The following is a 17,845-nucleotide window of genomic DNA, read 5'->3' on the forward strand; positions in this document are numbered from 1 at the left end:
TTTGTTTTTTTATTGAAATGATAGATTAATACCTGCAGAAATTAGTCTCGGAACACCAGTGGTTCCCTGGATGTGTCCCCTATTAAGTGGATTTCCCGTATTACCTCCATCCGGGTTCATCCCCCTGTAATCCGTCCAAGTATACAAGTTATTGGCGGATACATAAACCCTCAGGCTTTGAAGGTGCAGTTGCTCCAAAATTGTCTTTGGCAGGTTATACCCCAATTGTACACTCCTCAATCTTAAATAATCCGCATCCAATACATTATAGTTGGTTGGGTTTCTACTAGCCTTTCTTGTCGCTGTATTTCCATAGGCATCAGGCGGCGCCAAAAATCCATCGGGATTTCGAGTAGCATCCCAGTAATTGTTGAAATAGTAATAGTTGGTATTGGTAAAAGCTTCTCCATATTCCAAATAACGTGAGGTCATTTCATCAAATGCGACCCTACCCATGGTCCCATTAAAGTTCATGTTGAAGTCAAATCCTTTGTAGGCTAGGTTAATTCCAAAACCATAGGTCACTTCTGCATTGTAATCTCCCAAAAGTACCCTGTCGTTTGCATCTATTACGTCGTTCCCATCGGTATCCTGAAAGATATAATCTCCCACTTCCGCAGAGAGGGTAGTATTTTTTCTACTGGTATATTCCTGCACCTCTTCTTCCGATTTAAGGATTCCGATAATCTTGTAGCCATATAAGTTGGCCAATGATTCCCCGACCCTTGTAATAAATCTTTGGTTGCTTCCTTCATACAGTTCTTCGGCTCCACCGAGGGAAAGGATTTCATTGTTATTGGTTGCTAGATTGGCATTTAGTCCAAGGCTAAGGTCTCCAAACCTGAAGTCCGAGGCACTAAGGTTGAATTCCCAACCCTTGTTCCTCATTTCACCTATATTTTGCAATGATGTATTAAAGCCGGTATGTTTGGGTACCGGTCTATCCAAGAGAAGGTCTGTAATATCCGCGATATAATAGTCCACCCCCAATCTCACCTTGTTAAAGAAGGTGAAATCGGCACCAAAGTTATTGGACGTATTGGTTTCCCATCCCAAATTATAGGATGGTGCACTCGATGGTGCTGCCCCAGGATATAACGTACTGTCATAGGGATAATCCCTTCCCGTACTTATTGAGGCATATTGTGCATAGTTTCCTATTTGGTTATTCCCGGTCTCTCCCCAACTATAGCGTAGCTTGGCATAGGTTAAAATATCATTTTCAGGAAAGAAGGATTCATTGCTCAACACCCAACCCGCAGAGAAAGATCCAAAGGTACCGTACCTATTGTCCTTACCAAAGCGTGAGGACCCATCGGTTCTAATGGAACCAGACAGAAAATATGTATTGTCATAATTGTACATCAGCCTACCGAAATAGGAAAGTTGAGCCCATCTACTTCTGGAAGCACCTGCCGTCTGTACAGTTGACCCATCGATATTTTCAATGATATCATTGGGGAAATCATAACCGTCCACAGAAAGGGAAGTATAGGTACTTTTCTGGAAACTCTGTCCCAACAAGGCGTTGAACGAATGTTTCCCAGTCTCAAAAGTATAATTTGCCGTATTTTCAATCAGGATATCACCTTGGTCACTCCTGCTCTCCGATCCCTGTTGTGAATCCCTCTCGCTGATCAATTCCCTATAGGCTCCAGTCAACATGGGGGCATATTGATCTGTAAAGCTAGAATGGTACAGAAAGCCCAATGAGGTTTTCAGTTCCAAGTTTTTAATAGGCTCATAGGAGAGGTAAGTGTTCCCAAAAGTCCTGAACTCCCTTCTTTGGTATTTGGACAATTCTGCCATGGCCACGGGATTTTCCTGCATATTGGCATTGTAAGGCCTATTGGCCCGAATCTGTGCTTCTATATTATAGCCCGTGGGGTCTGTATCGTCATAGGCAGAAAAGAAAGGATACATATACACCATTGCCCTTCCTGCTGGGTCTATGGGGTAACGATACTGATTACTTCCGCCCGTGAGTCCCCGTTCCGCATAATATCCATTGACATTGACCCCATATTTAAAGTGTTTACCCAATCTGGTATTTACTTTGATATTGGCTGTATAACGTTGTTGATCAGCCGTAATCACAATACCTTCCTCATCCGTATACCCCAACGACACCGAATAATCGGTATTTTCATTGGCTCCAGAGACACCCACATGATAGTTTTGTACAACACCTGCCCTGTATACGGCATCTTCCCAGTCAAAATCGGTCAATCCTTGTTCATTGTTAAGGTAGGGAACGGTGTAATCAAGGATAAGTTCCCTAACATTGGCCCCATTGGCAATGCGTTCTTCCTCCGTATCGTTGATACTAACATTGGCATGGTTCTTCACGTATGCATTGTTACGGGCATCCTTAAAGAAGACCGCAGCATCATAGGCATTTAACAAATCATAGCTGCCCGTGCGCTCTTGGATTCCCATAACTGAACGTATCTCTACCGTTGTTTTTTTGCTCCTTCCCTTTTTGGTGGTAATCATGATAAGGCCATTGGCAGCACGGGAACCGTAAATGGCCGATGAAGCGGCATCCTTGATAACATCTATACTTTCAATGTCATTGGGGTTGAGCACGTTCAAGGAACTGCCTTCCGCCAATGGAAAACCATCCACGACCACCAAAGGATTGGCATCCCTGGTAATGGAACCCGCCCCACGAATGGTTATCGTATTACCATCCCCAGGGTTTCTTGCGTTGGTCAAAATATCCACCCCAGGCAATTTTCCAACGATGGCTTGGTCAATATTGGCATTTGAATACTGTTGGATATCCTCCGCGTCAACGCTTGCAACAGCACCTGTAATTCTTTCCTTTGAACTCGTACCATAACCGATTACTACTACATCATCCAACACATTGCTGGCCTCCTTCATGACAAAATCAATCGTTTGCGTAGTAGGACCAACTTTTCTTTCCATCGTCTCGAATCCCAAATAGGAAGCCACCAATGTAGGTGCATTCGATAATGTAGTAATTGTGTATCGTCCATTAAAATCAGAAACTGCTCCATTGGCAGTCCCTTTCTCTATTATACTGGCTCCTGGCAAGGGGACCCCCTCACTGTCAGAAACCGTACCACTTATTGTTTGCTGTGCCCACATTGTAGTTGTCGCACCAATAAGAAAAATGAATATCAATAATTTAAATTTCTTCATGTTTGGATAGTTTTTATTAATTCGACAACCAAATAACAATAAAAAAACGATTTTGATAACACAGGAAGAACAAAACTTTATGCAAAGGTTTGCATTGGTTAATCTTTAATTTGCAAGTATTTAACCCTGGATTCACATAGGTTTTTTAACCAATTTAAAGAACTCAACCCAATCCATATCGAGGCTATCAAATCATAGGTTCACAACCAATTGAAAATTAAGCAACAACCATCGTTATTTGTGCAAACCTTTGCACAATATTTTTTTTTTGCAAAGCATTTTTGTCGTTGTTTTGAATAGGTAAATTCCTATTCCGCCATGTTGATGGCACTTTCATAAATATTAACAAAATCCAGTTTTATGAGCCTTTCTTTTGGTAAATCCGAATCTTTCAAATTTATAAGGATTCTTTTTTTGCTATACTTTGTATCCGTGCACCTATCTGCCCAAGAAGTACATTCACATAATGACTATGAGCAAGATATTCCCTTTTGGAAAGCTTTTTCCGGGGGAGCCCAATCCATAGAGGTGGATATATATTTAAGGGATGGTATTTTGTATGCTACCCATGAGGCCTCGGAAATAGTAGAAGATAGAACCATTGAAAGTTTATATTTACAGCCTATCCAAAAAGCGATTGCGCTAAATTTGTTAAATCAAGAACACTTTCAACTACTGATCGATATCAAGTCAGAAGCTGTACCTACCTTGGAAAGATTGATGTTGGTATTGCAAGATTATCCTGAAATAAAGAACCATTCGAACATTACATTGACAATATCTGGGAATCGTCCCCCTGTCCACACGTATTCGAGCTATCCTTCATACATAATGTTCGATTATCAAAGCCTAGAGGATATCAACGATCCAAAACAATGGGACAAAGTTGCACTTATCAGTCTTAATTTTAAGAAGATATCCAAATGGAATGGGTTAGGCAGGTTAACAGCATCGGATTATATAAAAGTTGAAGAGACCATTGATAAAGCCCATAGCTATGGCAAACCATTCAGGTTTTGGGCCACACCGGACACCAAGACTGCCTGGAGGGCTTTGGCCAAACTAGGTGTGGACTACATCAATACAGACACCCCTTTTAGCTGTGGGGAATTTCTTGTCTCAATGCCCAAAAGGACTTTTAAGAACAAACAAATCTCCAAAGTATATAAGCCAAGCTACGCTTCAGACCAAAAAGAAAGTACCGTTGAAAACGTCATCTTCCTTATTGGTGATGGAAATGGGCTATCCCATATTTCTTCTTCCGTTTTGGCCAACGGTGGCGCATTGACCCTTACTCAGCTAAAAAGCATCGGTTTTCTAAAAACAGCCTCCGCAGATGATTTCACCACTGATTCGGCCGCTGCTGGCACAGCTTTGGCAACAGGGTCCAAAACGTACAACAGGGCCATTGGACTGGATACGCTTAGAGCCCCACTTGCCAATATGCCCGAAGTTCTTTCCAAAGCAGGTTTCATCTCTGGTTGTATCACTACAGACAAATTAACAGGGGCTACACCTGCATCCTTTTATGCACACCAAGAAGATCGATCATACACCGAAGAGATTGCAGCAGATTTGTCAAAGAGCCGACTTTCGTTGTTCATGGGTGGAGGTGAAAATGATTTTGAAGACAAGGAGACATTACAAGGATTCAAAATCATAAACCACATAGAAGATATAGGAAACTCCAAAGATAAAAGAGTCGGACACTTTTTTGCAAAAGGTGATCTACCTGGGGTTATCGAGGGCAGGGATGATCTATTGGCCAAAGCAACCAAAAATGGCATTGCTTTCCTAAAATCCAAAAAAAAGCCTTTTTTCCTGATGGTGGAAGGAGCCAAGATAGATAAATATGCACACCTGAACAATGCTCCCGGCGTCGTCAGCGAAGGCATAGATTTCGACAAAGCCATTACCGAAGCCATCAAATTTGCGGACCGTTCGGGCAACACGCTTGTAATTATAACCGCGGACCACGAAACTTCCGGTTTTAGCATCCCACAGGGAAGTATCCAAGACCATTGGGTAGAAGGTGATTTCACCACCCATGACCATACCGCCGCCATGGTTCCCATATTTGCTTATGGCCCCTATTCCCATAAATTTCAGGGTGTTTATGAAAACAACGAGGTTTTCCATAAAATCATGGACATTCTGAATATACAAAACGGTGAATAATTTTTTAATGATTAGTTTAGTTAGCTTTTGATTTAAGTGCTGATATTGAATGGACTTGGGAACTGTTTGTTCCCAAGTTTTTCTTTATCAGGACAAAAAACAGGCATAATCCTGTAGGGAATTGGCAAAAAATTCTATACCATCCCCAAACCTGAACTGTTTAAAAATAGTACAATACGAAACCCTTATGGATGGGACGGATAATTGGAACCACTAAAAACAGAAAAATTGAACCACCTCAATTTTGACTATAGTCAAATCTGAATCAGTCACTTATTTGTGATTTTACCATGCTCCTTTTTCCCGTTTGAGTGGTATACCATGACCGTTTTTTGCAACCTACCTCATTATTTGGTTTTAGACCTATTTTATGGAAAACAACCATATTGCGCATAGCGCTAACTTAAGCAGTGAGGCAGTGATTCGATCGTTTTATAAATGAAAAATATCGAACTGCAACCCCCAATTGCACCTCGAGAGCATGGTGCTTTGGAAAATCGATATCCAAGGGTTTAATGGCGAGTAAAAACTTTCGGTCACAATATCCTGTTTGGTTCATTGCTTTCCCATGTGGTATTAGAATCCCAAATGCGCCCACGGTTCCTTTTACCTTTTAGCATCAGTTTGCGACTGCCTCTCTTTTCTTCGATTTCAATCATTAGTCGTTCCTTGCCAGTCAAGGTGAACTTTGGTACGACATATACAAAACGCTCCACTGTACCCACCTTAACCATTGAAGGCCCTTTGTAACTGTAAAGTGGTTCTAGGATAAGCTTCTGATAGGAGGATTTCTTTCTTGGATTTCCATGTGCCCAGAACAACTGAACAAAATCCACCTCAAAATCAATATCGGACCTATTTTCGATTTCAAGAACGATATAGGTTTCCTTGCCAAAATAGGACACATCACGAAGTCGAAGGACCATCCCATCTCTACGTTTGGCCTTGAGCATACTAGTATTTTGTTCCAAAAAATAGCGACTAGCCTTTCGGTATTGAAGACTATCCGATAGTCGGGTGCTTGGAGACCTGACTTTTTCTTTTTGGGTCAGGTCATCATTATGCTTTTCAGGAAGCACATGGCCAATAGCTTCATTTATGGCTACAAACCTATGGCTTTCCACTAGTTGTTTACGATAGACCAGATAATAGGAATAGGCCAGACCATCCTCGGTCATCACCAGCAAATTGCTGTCAGCACCCCGGTTTCCCTGCAATAGCCCTACCCTTTCAGGGGTTTCTTGATTATATCCCAGCGTATAATTGGAATGCCCAGTAACCGCCCTCGATATCGGCTTTGGGAATATCAGGGACAACACATGGGTATCGTTGACATATAAAGTGTCCGATTGGGCATTAGTCGTTGCAACGGACAAAAAAAGTACCGTAAGATATTGAAGTGATTTCATAAGGTTTGATTTTCAGATTTGAGTATGAGTTGATAACCATCATGAACGGTCACGCGCACGGTACGATTGGAGCGTCGGAACACCTGTTTGATGCCTCCCAATTGCGGCATTCCCGGAAGATTGATATCCTGAACGGCATCGTCCAGCACCTCACGTTTTGCTTCTTCGCGATAACTGTTCTCCACATAGATGCCCTCTCCCCCGTCCATGATATCGTAGGCCTTTAAACGGACCGAGTACTGGCCGATATGGTCAATAGCGACAAACACCCGATTGGCCCGAAAGGAGACAAAGCCATAGAGCAAGGTGTTCCGCTTAAAAAGTCTACTGTTGAATACAACATCTTCCATTAACCGAAGCTCAAGGCGGTTTTTGGCCCGTACCCGTTGCTCGCCATTGACCACGGCCTTGATGGCAACGGGGGGATGAACACTGTCTTGTTGTATCGGTCTTGAGCCAAAAAAGGCCGTATGGGCCTTTGAAAAATCAATGGGTTTTGGTTCTGGCTTAGGGTCGGAGTTTTCCGTTTGGGCACCCCCTATTGATTGGGTTTTCGTTGTGGGCTTTCGGTAAGAGCCCGCCCCATAATCAATTCGCCCCTCCCTGTAGATGCTGTCCACGATACGCTGGCGCTGTTTTTCCCGTATTTCCGGGTCGTAGGTCCCGGTGGAATCAATATACTCTTCCCCGTACAGACTGGGCTTTGTTCGTTGCCTCTCTTCCTTGATGGCGTCAACGGCCTCCAGTTTTGAGCTGAACTCCTCTGGTTCCTCTACCAGTTCCGGTACCCTTGGTTGCCTTATCTCCTCATCTTTCGAGGTTTCCCCCATCTGCAGGGCATAGAGAATGATAAACCCACAGATGCTGATAAGCAGCCCGATGAACAACAATTTGTTTCTATCCAGTTTCATTATGATATTATTTGGTTTGTGTTTCCAATTTGTGAAGGGAATCCTCGAAGAAATCGGTAATCAACAGTCCATGGGGATTGTGCGGAAAGTTCCTGTCCACCACAATCAGCACCCCTGAAGTATTCAGCTGATAACGGTCCATGACCGTTCCCCGATGTACCTCAAACACCGTCCGTGCCCTAAAACGATAGGGCCCCTTCTCCAAGTCCAGTTCAATGTCCACCTGTACAACCTGTTGCCGCAAGGAAAACTGCAACAATCGGTTGTAGACCCCATCCGACTTTTTTTGGCGGTAAACGGCATCCACTGAAGTATCCCCCAACCATAGAGCCCTATCCAAATGGTCCCGGTAATTGCTATCATCCATGCCATAAAAAAGGCGATGGAACAAGTCGATATGGGCCAAAGCCTCCACCTCCCGTTTCTCTTCTTGGCCGACCAGCCGCAATGGCAGTATCGTGCCTTCCGCATCTATCGCAAAGGCAGCGTTCAATAATTTCTCTTGATAACGAAACAGCAGCCCCATCGAAATGCCGCTTGTCAACAGACAGAGAACGACCACCGCCAACACAATAAAACGGTTCAAACGAAGGACATCAGTGATGTTTTTATATACTTTTTTCATATCGATTGGTTTTCAAAAATGAATATGCCTTAGGCTCCCCCCGCAAAAAGTCGGAAGGTAAAAGTCGTCGCCCGTTTATAGAGCTTGAACTTCAGCAATACGATAAACCCTATCCCCGCCAGTTCGATCAAAGGTGCGAACAGCTCGCTACCAAAGTCCGTCCCGAACAGGTTGGGCCAAAAATTGTACGTGATTTCCTGGTACAGGGCATTGACAAAGACATTGACCAAAAAGAAGGCGGGGACGACCATATACACGGCTGCATACAAGCGAAAGAAGCGATAGCCCATTTCCCTGAACTTCTCAAAGACTGCCATGGCAATGACCAAGGGAAAAAATGCCTGCATCGCCCCAAGGATAAAATAGCGCTCGGCCAAAAAGAGCGGATATATGAACAGGTCCAGTACCCAAAGTACCAAACTCCCGGCCCAGGCCAGGGTCCTTAGCCCCATAAATGGGGTGGCCAGCCATTCGTACAATAAACCCATGGCCTTGGTGGCCGCATCCAAGAGACCTGCCTCTTCCTCAACTTCTACTTCCTGAAGTCCTAGCGGCAATAGTTCAGGTGCCGTATCTTGGTACTGGGTCTCAATGGCCACTAAAATGGTGTCAAAGGCTCCCAACACTTCCGTTGAGAACAATACGACCAATACCACCGAAAAATTCCTAATCAGATCGGTAGGCGTAAGTCCCCATGTGAGTCCTGTGCGCATCGCTCCGCCCTCGTAATACTTTTTGATGATATTGACCAAAAAGAACAGTACGGCCAAGGCCTTCATCCCACCGATGGTATAGGTGGCAAAACTGCTGTCCTTGATGGTCTGAAAGACCGCATCCACATATTCAAGTCCCATGTCGTTCTAGTTTAATAGTTGGGTTTCCTGTCCTTGATCAAGACCTGCATCTTCCGAAAGGAAATGATCATGTCATACCGTTTTTTCCGATGCTGGATATCGGCCAACATTTTTCGGGATTCCTCCCGTTGGGCCTCCAATATCCCCAACCGTTCTGCGTCTGTCATGTTCAAAAAGTCATTGCTGAGCACCTGCCCCATAAAATCCAATTGGTCCAGGGAGTGTTCCATGATGCCGTTGAAGGCATTGGATATGGTCTCCACTTCGTCGCCATGGATATAAGGGGAATTCAAGACTTCCCTCAAATCGTCCCGGACCATCTCAAAAAGTCGTTCATTGTTGCGGGTAATGTCCCGGACCGCTTGGTACTGCCTCACCGCATTGTTGACCTTTTCTATCTTTTCCCGTACTGCATTGAGCTGCTCCACCATCTTCAATAATTCCGCGGTCTGCTTGGCGGATTCAACTAGCTGTTTGGCCAAGGATATAAAGTTGGTATTGTCGTACACCGGCATCCCCTGGGCCGTAGCACGGCCGGGCGATAAAAGCAGGAGGGTCAGGGTCACCATGATTGGAAAGGGCACTTTCTTCACGGATTGGTTTTTAGCTGTTTTCATGTTGCGGTTTTTTCTGATGGATGAATGCTTGGATGGCCAGTTCCATATCCCTGGTCTTTTCATAAAGCGCCATGATGACCTGGTTTTCGGTACCGTCGGTGAGATAGGCGGCATAGGCCTCTGGGGGCACTTCCAAACGGTAGATATTGCTTTCGGACCCGATCTTGATAAAGATCTCCGTGTACTTGCGCTCGCCTTTCAGGTCGTTTCTGATAGATTTCAGCTGGTTCAGGTCATGGGCGCTTAAATTGAGGCGTCGCCGAAGCGCATCATACCCCTTTTCATTCCGTAGGCTGTAGATGACCTGGGTGTTTTCCAGAATGGTGGCAGAGGTATGGTTCTCTGGCAATTGGTTGATCGACTGCAGTACAATGCCGATGGCCCCGTTCTGTTTTCGAATGGCCTGATAGTAGAACTCCACGCTCTCCAGAACATTGGGAAACTTGAGCTGTTTGGCAAACTCATCAAAGAGAATGATTCCCCGCTCGCTACGGTTTTGCCAAATGGTCCGTTGGATGGCAGACTTGATCAACTTGAGCATCACGGACAAGACCTCACGGTTGTCCCTGACCTCGTCCAACTCGAATATGATCAGCCGTTTGTCCTCCAACCGGTGGGATCGGTCCTCCCCGACCTTAAAAAGAAAACTGTACATACCATCGCCCACATACTCGGAGAGAATGTGCAAAAAATTGGTCGGATTGAAATAGCTCGGGTCAATGCCCAAGGTTTCCAATACCGTATTTTGGTGTTCTTCAATGTAGTCATACAAGCCTTCGAGGGAATGCCCCTCCTTGATCCTTTCATAATAGGAGCGAAGGATTTTCTTCAGGGCCACTTGTTGCGCCTTAGCATTGTTATCACTGGAAGCATAGAGCTCCATCAAGAAGTTGGTCAGGTCCTCCAACCACTCCGCGGCGACACCGTCGCCTGGGGTTTTATAGAAGGGGTTGATACCAAGGTTTTTTCCAGGTTCGTATTTCAGGATGATATGCTCTTCCGGATACAACTGGGCAAACTTGGCGTAACTGCCGCCCAGATCAATGATCACTAGCCGTACGTCCTGCTCAAAATACTGTCGTAGGATGTTGTTGGCCAAAAAAGACTTGCCCTCTCCCGTGGGGGCGAATATGGCAAAGTTGCGGGCCTTGATACGCCGCTTCCCCTCGTCCCAAACATCCTTCACTACCGGGATGTTGTCCAGGCGGTCATTGAAAATGATCCCTTTTTTGTCCGAACGGTAGTTCGTGGAATTGATCCATAGGCAGAGCGCATGCTTTAGGTCGGTGACATAAAGGTCGGTATCGCCAAAATTACTGGAAAAGAAGGGATAGCTGTTGAGCACATAATGGATACGTGACTTGCCCACCGGACAGTAGGGTTTAATGTCCAATTCCTTGAAACGGGCGATGAGATCTGATAACGATCGATCCAAGCCCTTTTCACCCTTTGCCCAACAAAGCACGTTCAATTGGCCCCTGATGATCAATGCCGAATCATCCTGGTTGAGCTCGGATAGGGTATCCGATACCCTATCAAATAGCAGTTTGTTCCGGGAACCGAAATTGCTGCTCTTGGAGAGTTCCTCCAATCGCTTTTCGAGCAATTTGCGCCATTTATGTCGATCATCCAAATGGATGATCTGGTTGACAATATGATTTCCAGGAAAGCTAAGCCCGAACCCATCGATAAAACCTTGGTGGAACAAAAATCCATCTGCGGTATATTGTTCGTTGGGCCGGCTGGTCTGCACGGTATCCCCAAAACAAGCTTCATTGTTCACGGCCATGGCCCCAAACCAATGATTACCAACTTGCACTTTATCCTTGTCCAATACCATGTCCGTATCGAATCCTTCATTGAATCCATTGAAATAAGCATCGGTATATTGGATCATAGCGGCCTGATTGAACAGCAACAGTTTTAGTTTTGGGGAATTGTTGAGATATCCAACGGCATCCCTGACCGCTTTGCCAAACTCCTCCGCTCGTTCCCCAAGGATCTCCGGCAACTTTTTGGATGCCTTGGTAAAAGGATTAATCAATGCCGTGCTGGTGATGGTCTTGTTCTTGGGCCAGATAAAAAAGATCAGGGACTCATGGCGAAGGTGTTCCCTGCCTTCAAAATGGTCCCTTGTGGCCTTTGCCAAAAAGGAACTGCTGGGCAGTTGACTGGCATCATAGCATGTTTTTTGGTACATATCCTGCTTGTGGACCAAAGTGCCAATGGGGAGGGATTTCAAGGCTTGGAACCAATGGCCGTGAAGCTCCTCGAAATCGGCCTCTGACAATGAATGGATTTCGGGCAGTTCCACTCGGTAGGCATAAGCGATGTTCCCATTGTTGGCCAATACCCTGTTCCGATCGATATCCACAAGGGGATAGTGTTCATGAAAGTTCATCGCAATGCTCATAGGGAGTTATTTTTTTGTTCGAGATACTATGCGGGAACCATACCCTTATTTGGAGCATTCCCGGTTCTTGGGCCAGTTTGAGCAATACACCATAAAGCACTGTATTGCCAATGCCTATCAAAATGAGGAGGATTAAATTAAAAGAGAAGATGACCGCCATGAGGGAGCCCACAACGGCCATCATCTGGAGGGCAAAAAAAGCCACGGGCAATCCAAAGATCAAGGCACGGACACGTATGTTTCGGTAAACACTATACTGTTTCATATCATTATACTGTTGAATGAAGATGATCTTTCGAGATTTAGACGACAATACCGATGAGATAGGTAAAGATCCCAACGACCGCCCCAGCAATGAGCACAAAGACGAGAACCCGGGTAATCCCCTTCTTGAGGTCGGCGTTCTCCCCAAAAAAATGGCCCGCATTGAAAAGAAAGCCAATCAAGAAGATCACCCCGAGGATTATGGGAAAAATGGCCCGGATGGTATCCGAAATATCATTTACGGAATCTTCTATCCCTCCAATCTGGGGATAGCTGGCCTGTGTGACGAGAAGTCCAATAACAAGTGCTACTGATTTTTTAAAGTTTTTCATGACTGTTCGTTTTTTTGGTCGGTCCAACCCGATACTTCGGGAAAGAGGACCTGTTCGTTATGATTGATTGAAATGACCCTAGGACTTGTTTTTATCGTCCCATGGGATTTCCGATGTGGAATTTCCAGTGATATGGAGAAAAGGCTTGATTAATCACATTTTTTAACACTTAAAGCTGTTAATTATTGAAATATTGGCACCAAAATCATCGTATCGCTGGAAATTGTTCAAACAAAAGTCTTCCAATATGAAAATGTACCTGTGCACCCTAACAATGTTCGTTTGCTGTTCACTGGCAATGGCCCAAAAGCCCATTGTGGTCATCGACCCTGGCCATGGAGGTCCTGATTCTGGTGCTATTGGCACCAATGGGATTCTGGAAAAGGAAGTGGTCTTGGATATAGCCCAGCAATGCCTGCAATTGAACCGGAGCCTGTTCCAGGACAGTTTGGAAATCTACCTGACCCGCTATTCTGACACCTTGGTCTCCTTGGGTACCCGCACTAGGCTGGCCAAGGTACTTCGTGCAGATGTGCTTGTCTCTATCCATTGCAACCAAGCTCCGAATGAGAAAGCCCAGGGCTTTGAAATCTTTTTGTTCCATGGGCTAGTCGATAATAAATCTAAGAACATGGCCTCCATTTTGGCCGACGACTTACATCACCGGTTGGGTATGCATAACAGGGGCATCAAATATGCCAACTTCCAGGTGTTACGCGATACCCATGGTCATTGCCCTTCCCTACTTTTGGAAACGGGTTTTGTTTCAAATAGCCTTGAAGCGGAATTTACCAAAAGAACAGAAAGCCGAAAGGCCATTGCCCTAGCGCTCCTACAATCATTGATCAAAACCTTCTACCATGACTGAAATATTCATAACACTGGTCACCTTACTGCGACAATTGTGCTGCGCGTTCATACGCCAATTACGGAGGAAATCAGTAAGCGGAAAACAGAATAAAACCGTATAATATCCAAGAATTAAAATGTACTGAACTTGGTTAAAACATGCATGTTCGTTTATAAACCCTTAAGAAATCCAATGTAGGAACCAAGTGGACTCCAGTTTTGAAGAAATAACACAAAGTAACTCCAATTGTTTACTTATTAGTTTTTTTTGTAAATATATATATTAACATTTTTATATATTTGTAAATATATCAATTTACTTTTATTTATATTTGTCAACGTATAAATTTACTATAATGAGAAACAAACAAAAGCTTTTGATAGAACAGTTGGACCAAAAGCTCCGGCCCTTTTCTGAGGCCAGAAAGGTCCCAATCCCCGAACGTGGATGGATTCATACCATCAGGACTGCCTTGAACATGACAATGGCCCAGCTTGGAACCCAATTGAACATAACCAGACAAGGGGTGAAAAATATTGAAGTCAGCGAGGCCAATGGCAGAATAACCCTTAATTCCTTAAAGGATGTGGCCCATGCCATGGATTTGAAATTAGTGTATGCACTGGTCCCAGTGGATGGTACCATCAATGATTTGATACAACTAAAGGCAGAAAAACTGGCCAAGAAAATAGTTTTGAGGACCAATCAAAATATGAAATTGGAGAACCAGGGAATTGGTGATGAAAAAATAGAAAAGACCATAAAAGAGCTTGCCGATGAAATAAAACGGGAGATGAGAAGATCGCTATGGGATTAGAATTCGATTATAAATACGGCCAAACACCTTTGGACGAGGAAGAAAAGGAAGGCCTTAAAATAAAGTCCATCACCACCCAAGGGGAACTGAATGAGTTTGAACAATTGAACATTGAAAAAGCGGTCGAATGGAGCATTCACACCAAATTAAAAGCTGAAAAAATTTTAACCGAAAAGTTTGTAAAAGATCTCCACAAGAGAATGTATGGCGATGTATGGAAATGGGCCGGTGAATTCCGAAAGACCGAAAAAAACATAGGAATTCCGTGGACGCAGATTGGAATCGAAACAAAGAACTTACTGGACGACACCAAATATTGGATAGAAAACCAAACGTTTTCCCCTGAAGAAACCGCCATACGATTTAAACATCGCATCGTATCCATCCATTGCTTCCCCAATGGAAATGGAAGACACTCCAGACTGATGGCCGACATTATCATGGAATCCATATTTGGAAATGAAGTGTTTTCATGGCATCAATCCAATATGGTAAAGGCCAACGAAACCAGAAAACGGTATATCAAAGCCTTGAAAGAAGCAGATCAAGGAAATATTGCTCCCTTGATCGAATTTGCAAAAAACTAAACCCCCGATGCAAATAGCTTTTATTATGTGATTCTTATTAGGAAACCGCCTAAAGTTTAAAATCAGCCCAAAGCAAGGGCGGCATTGAAGCGCTCACCCTGTTTTTAGAACTTCCAGGAAAAAGACATTTCCCTCCCTCTCTTTCCCGTAAAACCGATGGAAAATGAACGCCGCACTGCTGTATTCCAGTATGCAAGGGCACCGAACTCAACAAATAATCGTGCTTGGCCAACCAGCCTCCAATGGATTCATTGTTGGAGAGCTTGTTTTGTCTGATGCCGTTTACTGTTTCAAGCCGCAAATGATCGGGAAGATCCCTTAAGGTTTTATCCCCCAACAAGGGCCGCAAACAATCACCATAGGAAACTTCCCCCAAAGTTCCACATACCACAATCCCTTTCTTTTCTTGCATCAGCAGGCGGTCACAATAGGTACGGACTTTTTGGGCCTGCTCCTTTCGTTTCCCACCGAAATCCAAATCCTTGCCATCCTGTTGGAACCTCGCGCTGATGATGGTCAACTCATCCCCGGTCGGGGTCACAACGGTATATTCCGGGCAGTCCATTTCAAAAAGGTCCTTGCCTTCTCGGTCTCGTTCATGGGCATGGGGTTGGAACCCGACGATTCGGTAACCGTTCCTGGTAAGAATGGCATGGCCCAGCCCCCTATTGTCGTTGCCTTCCGTGAACAGCCACTGCTCAAAGGCACCGCCCAATTTTGGCCCCAAATAATCCCTGTTGAAATCCGATAGGGAGGCCCTGTCCTCCACTTCCTGCAATACCAAAATATCCGGATTGGCCTTGGCTATACACTCCACTTTGGCATTTCGGTGCTTTTCATCCAAGGGATAAGTCCTGAGTTCCACCCAGCCGTTCCAACCGACCCGCTCCGTAGCTCTTGTCTGGCGTTCCCCACCTAATGGTTTTACGTAAAGATGCCCCCCTTTTTGACGCAATGTCAAAAAGGGCTCCGTAGCCTGTGGACTGAAGCCCATCAAAAAGGCCAGTTCCCGCATCCGTCCCAATTCTTGATGTTCCTTATTGGGATTTTTCAACAAGGATTGGAATTCCTCCATCCAATCCTGAAGGTTCTTGGAAGCATTTTGCCTTAAAAAGGAGAGGTCTCTGTGAAAAAGGTTCTGGATGTTCATCGTCGCTATTCTCATGATTGTCGATTTTTGATTTTATTTTTTGTCAGTGTTTTTTGTTCCCCGTTTGTCCTGGGCATTTTGGTCAAAGGCCACCAAATTGAACAGTTCCCGCATACGGCTCCGGACCCGCTTGCCATAGCGCTCCTCCAGTTCCTCCGCGTTAAGATTCGTGGTGGCGTGGGTGCGGAGGCCCGATTCCAGGAACAGCTCATGCCGGGACAGTAGTATTTCCCCGATGACATTGCAATCCTTCCCGAAATGCCGCCCCATCTGTTCCACCCCGATGTCATCGAAACAGAAATACCGCCCGTTGCCATAGTCCTCGATGATACGATGGCCGACATGGTTGAACCCAAAGACAATGTTCCTGGCCGGGATGACCTCATAGGGCCGATAGTGTGGGGTAATGTGACGGATCAGTTTCATCAGGGTGGTCTTGCCACAGCCCACCGGACCCGAAAGCAGGATGCCCTTATCAGGGTCAATGCCCAGTTTTTGACAACTGGTATGGTCACGGACCATATAGTTGCACAACTTCAACAAGACTTCATGGTCCTCGGGATAGAGCCTAAAATTGCGTCCAAACAAGAGTTTTCCTTTGGCATCCAGATAGTTCAATACCTTGGAGAAATCATATTCGACCTGCCTCCCGTCGAACTCTCCCAGGGAATAGACCACCCCACCTTCCATTATCTTAGAGGGGTTGCCCATAGTCCTTTTGTGTTTCGACCATCAAATGGTCCGGGTCTTTTGATTGTCCTTTTGAAGTGCCGGTTGCCTTTTTTATTTCATCGGCCTTGAGCATCCAATTGTGCGCTACTGCCTCCCAATCCACAATGGAAATCTTGCCACCAATTTTCCATCCAATGGCTTGATAGTGGTTGAAGAATCGCTGGGCCTCTTCTTGGCCATATCCATTTTCCTTAAAAAAATTAAGGACTTCCAATTGACTCCTGGGCTGTGCTCCCAAAGAGCGTTTGTTCGTTTGGTTTGTTTTCTTATATATGGTGTCCGGTACACTAATGGGACAGTACCTCCCAAAAATGGAACGGCTTCGTTCCATGACCGTACCGCTCTTGTCCCAATTTTGGGACAGTCCGACCCTACTGGAACGTGCTGGACTATGTGAAGGGGAATAGTTGATATAGCCCATATGGTCCAATTGTTTCAACAAACGATGATATGTGGACTTGGACCCAATCTTGGCCATCTTCATCAGTTCCTTGCGATTGACCGGAAATTCCTTGGGAAACCGATACATATTCCAATAAAAAAACAAGGCCAAGTACAAACTGATATGACCGGGGCTTAGACGCTCATCCCCATAGATTTCCACCAAAACAGCAGTAAGGTGCTTGATATAGTTCATAACGTTCCGTCCATGGATTCCACCTTGTTGTCCAGAATGATCTGGTCGATTTCCTCTGCGTCGTAAAAAACAAGTCCCCCTACTTTGTAGCTGGGAATGATATTCCTGCTGCGTAGACTGTGCAGGGTACTGGGACTTATTTCGAATCGTTTTCGGATATCACTTGATCGCAGCCAGTTTTTGGGTTTTGGATGGGTATGTTCCACCATCAATTTCTTGAACTCCTCCAAGAGTTCCATCTTGAACTCCATGAGGTCTTCCGTGGTAATAATCGTTGCAGCCATATGCTTGTGGTTTT

17 protein-coding genes are annotated in these 17,845 nt (G+C 44.8%); 4 read left to right on the forward strand and 13 right to left on the reverse strand.

The window, feature by feature from the left end:
• Positions 1–9: 9 nt before the first annotated feature.
• Positions 10–3,171 carry a SusC/RagA family TonB-linked outer membrane protein gene (locus GVT53_RS10595; RefSeq protein ID WP_166248603.1) on the reverse strand — a complete coding sequence of 1,054 codons (3,162 nt, stop codon included), beginning with the start codon at positions 3,169–3,171 and terminating at the stop codon, positions 10–12.
• A 360-nt stretch (positions 3,172–3,531) separates the two neighbouring features.
• Between GVT53_RS10595 and GVT53_RS10600 the strand changes: the two genes are divergently transcribed.
• Positions 3,532–5,349 (forward strand): alkaline phosphatase, encoded by a 1,818-nt coding sequence (locus GVT53_RS10600; RefSeq protein WP_166248604.1) that lies wholly within the window; start codon positions 3,532–3,534, stop codon positions 5,347–5,349.
• A 536-nt stretch (positions 5,350–5,885) separates the two neighbouring features.
• On the opposite strand, the gene GVT53_RS10605 is transcribed toward GVT53_RS10600, so the two are convergent.
• From GVT53_RS10605 to GVT53_RS10640, 8 genes are read right to left on the reverse strand one after another with little or no spacing between them, the layout of a single operon-like run.
• On the reverse strand, positions 5,886–6,758 hold the full coding sequence (locus GVT53_RS10605; protein WP_166248605.1) for a DUF4138 domain-containing protein: 873 nt from the start codon (positions 6,756–6,758) through the stop codon (positions 5,886–5,888).
• On the reverse strand, positions 6,755–7,669 hold the full coding sequence (gene traM, locus GVT53_RS10610) for a conjugative transposon protein TraM (RefSeq protein ID WP_166248606.1): 915 nt from the start codon (positions 7,667–7,669) through the stop codon (positions 6,755–6,757). Before traM ends, GVT53_RS10605 begins: the two co-directional genes overlap by 4 nt.
• Positions 7,670–7,676: 7 nt before the next feature.
• Complete coding sequence (locus GVT53_RS10615; protein WP_166248607.1) at positions 7,677–8,294, reverse strand: conjugal transfer protein TraK; 618 nt, start codon at positions 8,292–8,294, stop codon at positions 7,677–7,679.
• A 29-nt stretch (positions 8,295–8,323) separates the two neighbouring features.
• Entirely contained in the window at positions 8,324–9,148 is an 825-nt protein-coding gene (locus tag GVT53_RS10620) for a hypothetical protein (protein WP_166248608.1), read from the reverse strand.
• Between the two features lie 11 nt (positions 9,149–9,159).
• The gene (locus GVT53_RS10625; RefSeq protein WP_166248609.1) at positions 9,160–9,765 is read right to left on the reverse strand and encodes a coiled-coil domain-containing protein; all 606 of its coding nucleotides are present in this window, start codon (positions 9,763–9,765) and stop codon (positions 9,160–9,162) included.
• Entirely contained in the window at positions 9,752–12,178 is a 2,427-nt protein-coding gene (locus GVT53_RS10630; RefSeq protein ID WP_240904982.1) for a TraG family conjugative transposon ATPase, read from the reverse strand. Before GVT53_RS10630 ends, GVT53_RS10625 begins: the two co-directional genes overlap by 14 nt.
• Positions 12,153–12,443 (reverse strand): hypothetical protein, encoded by a 291-nt coding sequence (locus tag GVT53_RS10635; protein WP_166248610.1) that lies wholly within the window; start codon positions 12,441–12,443, stop codon positions 12,153–12,155. Before GVT53_RS10635 ends, GVT53_RS10630 begins: the two co-directional genes overlap by 26 nt.
• 37 nt (positions 12,444–12,480) lie before the next feature.
• Complete coding sequence (locus GVT53_RS10640; protein ID WP_166248611.1) at positions 12,481–12,774, reverse strand: hypothetical protein; 294 nt, start codon at positions 12,772–12,774, stop codon at positions 12,481–12,483.
• A gap of 247 nt (positions 12,775–13,021) precedes the next feature.
• Between GVT53_RS10640 and GVT53_RS10645 the strand changes: the two genes are divergently transcribed.
• The 3 genes from GVT53_RS10645 (at position 13,022) to GVT53_RS10655 (ending at position 15,028) form a co-directional block, all read left to right on the forward strand.
• On the forward strand, positions 13,022–13,642 hold the full coding sequence (locus GVT53_RS10645; RefSeq protein ID WP_166248612.1) for an N-acetylmuramoyl-L-alanine amidase family protein: 621 nt from the start codon (positions 13,022–13,024) through the stop codon (positions 13,640–13,642).
• 337 nt (positions 13,643–13,979) lie between these two features.
• Positions 13,980–14,441 (forward strand): mobile mystery protein A, encoded by a 462-nt coding sequence (locus GVT53_RS10650; protein WP_166248613.1) that lies wholly within the window; start codon positions 13,980–13,982, stop codon positions 14,439–14,441.
• Complete coding sequence (locus GVT53_RS10655) at positions 14,432–15,028, forward strand: mobile mystery protein B (protein ID WP_166248614.1); 597 nt, start codon at positions 14,432–14,434, stop codon at positions 15,026–15,028. Before GVT53_RS10650 ends, GVT53_RS10655 begins: the two co-directional genes overlap by 10 nt.
• A 49-nt stretch (positions 15,029–15,077) precedes the next feature.
• Here the strand turns inward: GVT53_RS10655 and GVT53_RS10660 are convergent, their stop codons facing one another.
• From GVT53_RS10660 to GVT53_RS10675, 4 genes are read right to left on the reverse strand one after another with little or no spacing between them, the layout of a single operon-like run.
• Positions 15,078–16,193: an exonuclease/endonuclease/phosphatase family protein gene (locus GVT53_RS10660; RefSeq protein ID WP_166248615.1), complete on the reverse strand. Its 1,116-nt coding sequence runs from the start codon at positions 16,191–16,193 to the stop codon at positions 15,078–15,080.
• 18 nt (positions 16,194–16,211) lie between these two features.
• Entirely contained in the window at positions 16,212–16,889 is a 678-nt protein-coding gene (locus GVT53_RS10665) for a P-loop NTPase family protein (RefSeq protein WP_166248616.1), read from the reverse strand.
• Positions 16,873–17,547, reverse strand: coding sequence for a hypothetical protein (locus GVT53_RS10670; protein ID WP_166248617.1), 675 nt, complete (start codon positions 17,545–17,547; stop codon positions 16,873–16,875). The genes GVT53_RS10665 and GVT53_RS10670 overlap by 17 nt, the downstream gene beginning before the upstream one ends.
• A complete protein-coding gene (locus GVT53_RS10675; RefSeq protein WP_166248618.1) occupies positions 17,544–17,831 on the reverse strand; it encodes a helix-turn-helix domain-containing protein in 288 nt (95 codons plus the stop codon). Before GVT53_RS10675 ends, GVT53_RS10670 begins: the two co-directional genes overlap by 4 nt.
• Positions 17,832–17,845: the final 14 nt, after the last annotated feature.

The sequence above is a fragment of the Flagellimonas oceani genome (assembly GCF_011068285.1).
In the GTDB taxonomy this organism is placed as follows: domain Bacteria; phylum Bacteroidota; class Bacteroidia; order Flavobacteriales; family Flavobacteriaceae; genus Flagellimonas; species Flagellimonas oceani.

Excerpts from the sequence above, each read along its gene's own strand:
- GVT53_RS10630 (WP_240904982.1), bottom strand. The coding sequence starts at position 12,178 with ATGAGCATTGCGATGAACTTTCATGAACACTATCCCCTTGTGGATATC.
- GVT53_RS10635 (WP_166248610.1), bottom strand. The coding sequence starts at position 12,443 with ATGAAACAGTATAGTGTTTACCGAAACATACGTGTCCGTGCCTTGATC.
- GVT53_RS10660 (WP_166248615.1), bottom strand. The coding sequence starts at position 16,193 with ATGAGAATAGCGACGATGAACATCCAGAACCTTTTTCACAGAGACCTC.
- GVT53_RS10625 (WP_166248609.1), bottom strand. The coding sequence starts at position 9,765 with ATGAAAACAGCTAAAAACCAATCCGTGAAGAAAGTGCCCTTTCCAATC.
- GVT53_RS10650 (WP_166248613.1), top strand. The coding sequence starts at position 13,980 with ATGAGAAACAAACAAAAGCTTTTGATAGAACAGTTGGACCAAAAGCTC.
- GVT53_RS10670 (WP_166248617.1), bottom strand. The coding sequence starts at position 17,547 with ATGAACTATATCAAGCACCTTACTGCTGTTTTGGTGGAAATCTATGGG.
- GVT53_RS10655 (WP_166248614.1), top strand. The coding sequence starts at position 14,432 with ATGGGATTAGAATTCGATTATAAATACGGCCAAACACCTTTGGACGAG.
- GVT53_RS10640 (WP_166248611.1), bottom strand. The coding sequence starts at position 12,774 with ATGAAAAACTTTAAAAAATCAGTAGCACTTGTTATTGGACTTCTCGTC.
- GVT53_RS10600 (WP_166248604.1), top strand. The coding sequence starts at position 3,532 with ATGAGCCTTTCTTTTGGTAAATCCGAATCTTTCAAATTTATAAGGATT.
- GVT53_RS10675 (WP_166248618.1), bottom strand. The coding sequence starts at position 17,831 with ATGGCTGCAACGATTATTACCACGGAAGACCTCATGGAGTTCAAGATG.
- GVT53_RS10595 (WP_166248603.1), bottom strand. The coding sequence starts at position 3,171 with ATGAAGAAATTTAAATTATTGATATTCATTTTTCTTATTGGTGCGACA.
- GVT53_RS10605 (WP_166248605.1), bottom strand. The coding sequence starts at position 6,758 with ATGAAATCACTTCAATATCTTACGGTACTTTTTTTGTCCGTTGCAACG.
- traM (WP_166248606.1), bottom strand. The coding sequence starts at position 7,669 with ATGAAACTGGATAGAAACAAATTGTTGTTCATCGGGCTGCTTATCAGC.
- GVT53_RS10620 (WP_166248608.1), bottom strand. The coding sequence starts at position 9,148 with ATGGGACTTGAATATGTGGATGCGGTCTTTCAGACCATCAAGGACAGC.
- GVT53_RS10615 (WP_166248607.1), bottom strand. The coding sequence starts at position 8,294 with ATGAAAAAAGTATATAAAAACATCACTGATGTCCTTCGTTTGAACCGT.
- GVT53_RS10645 (WP_166248612.1), top strand. The coding sequence starts at position 13,022 with ATGAAAATGTACCTGTGCACCCTAACAATGTTCGTTTGCTGTTCACTG.
- GVT53_RS10665 (WP_166248616.1), bottom strand. The coding sequence starts at position 16,889 with ATGGGCAACCCCTCTAAGATAATGGAAGGTGGGGTGGTCTATTCCCTG.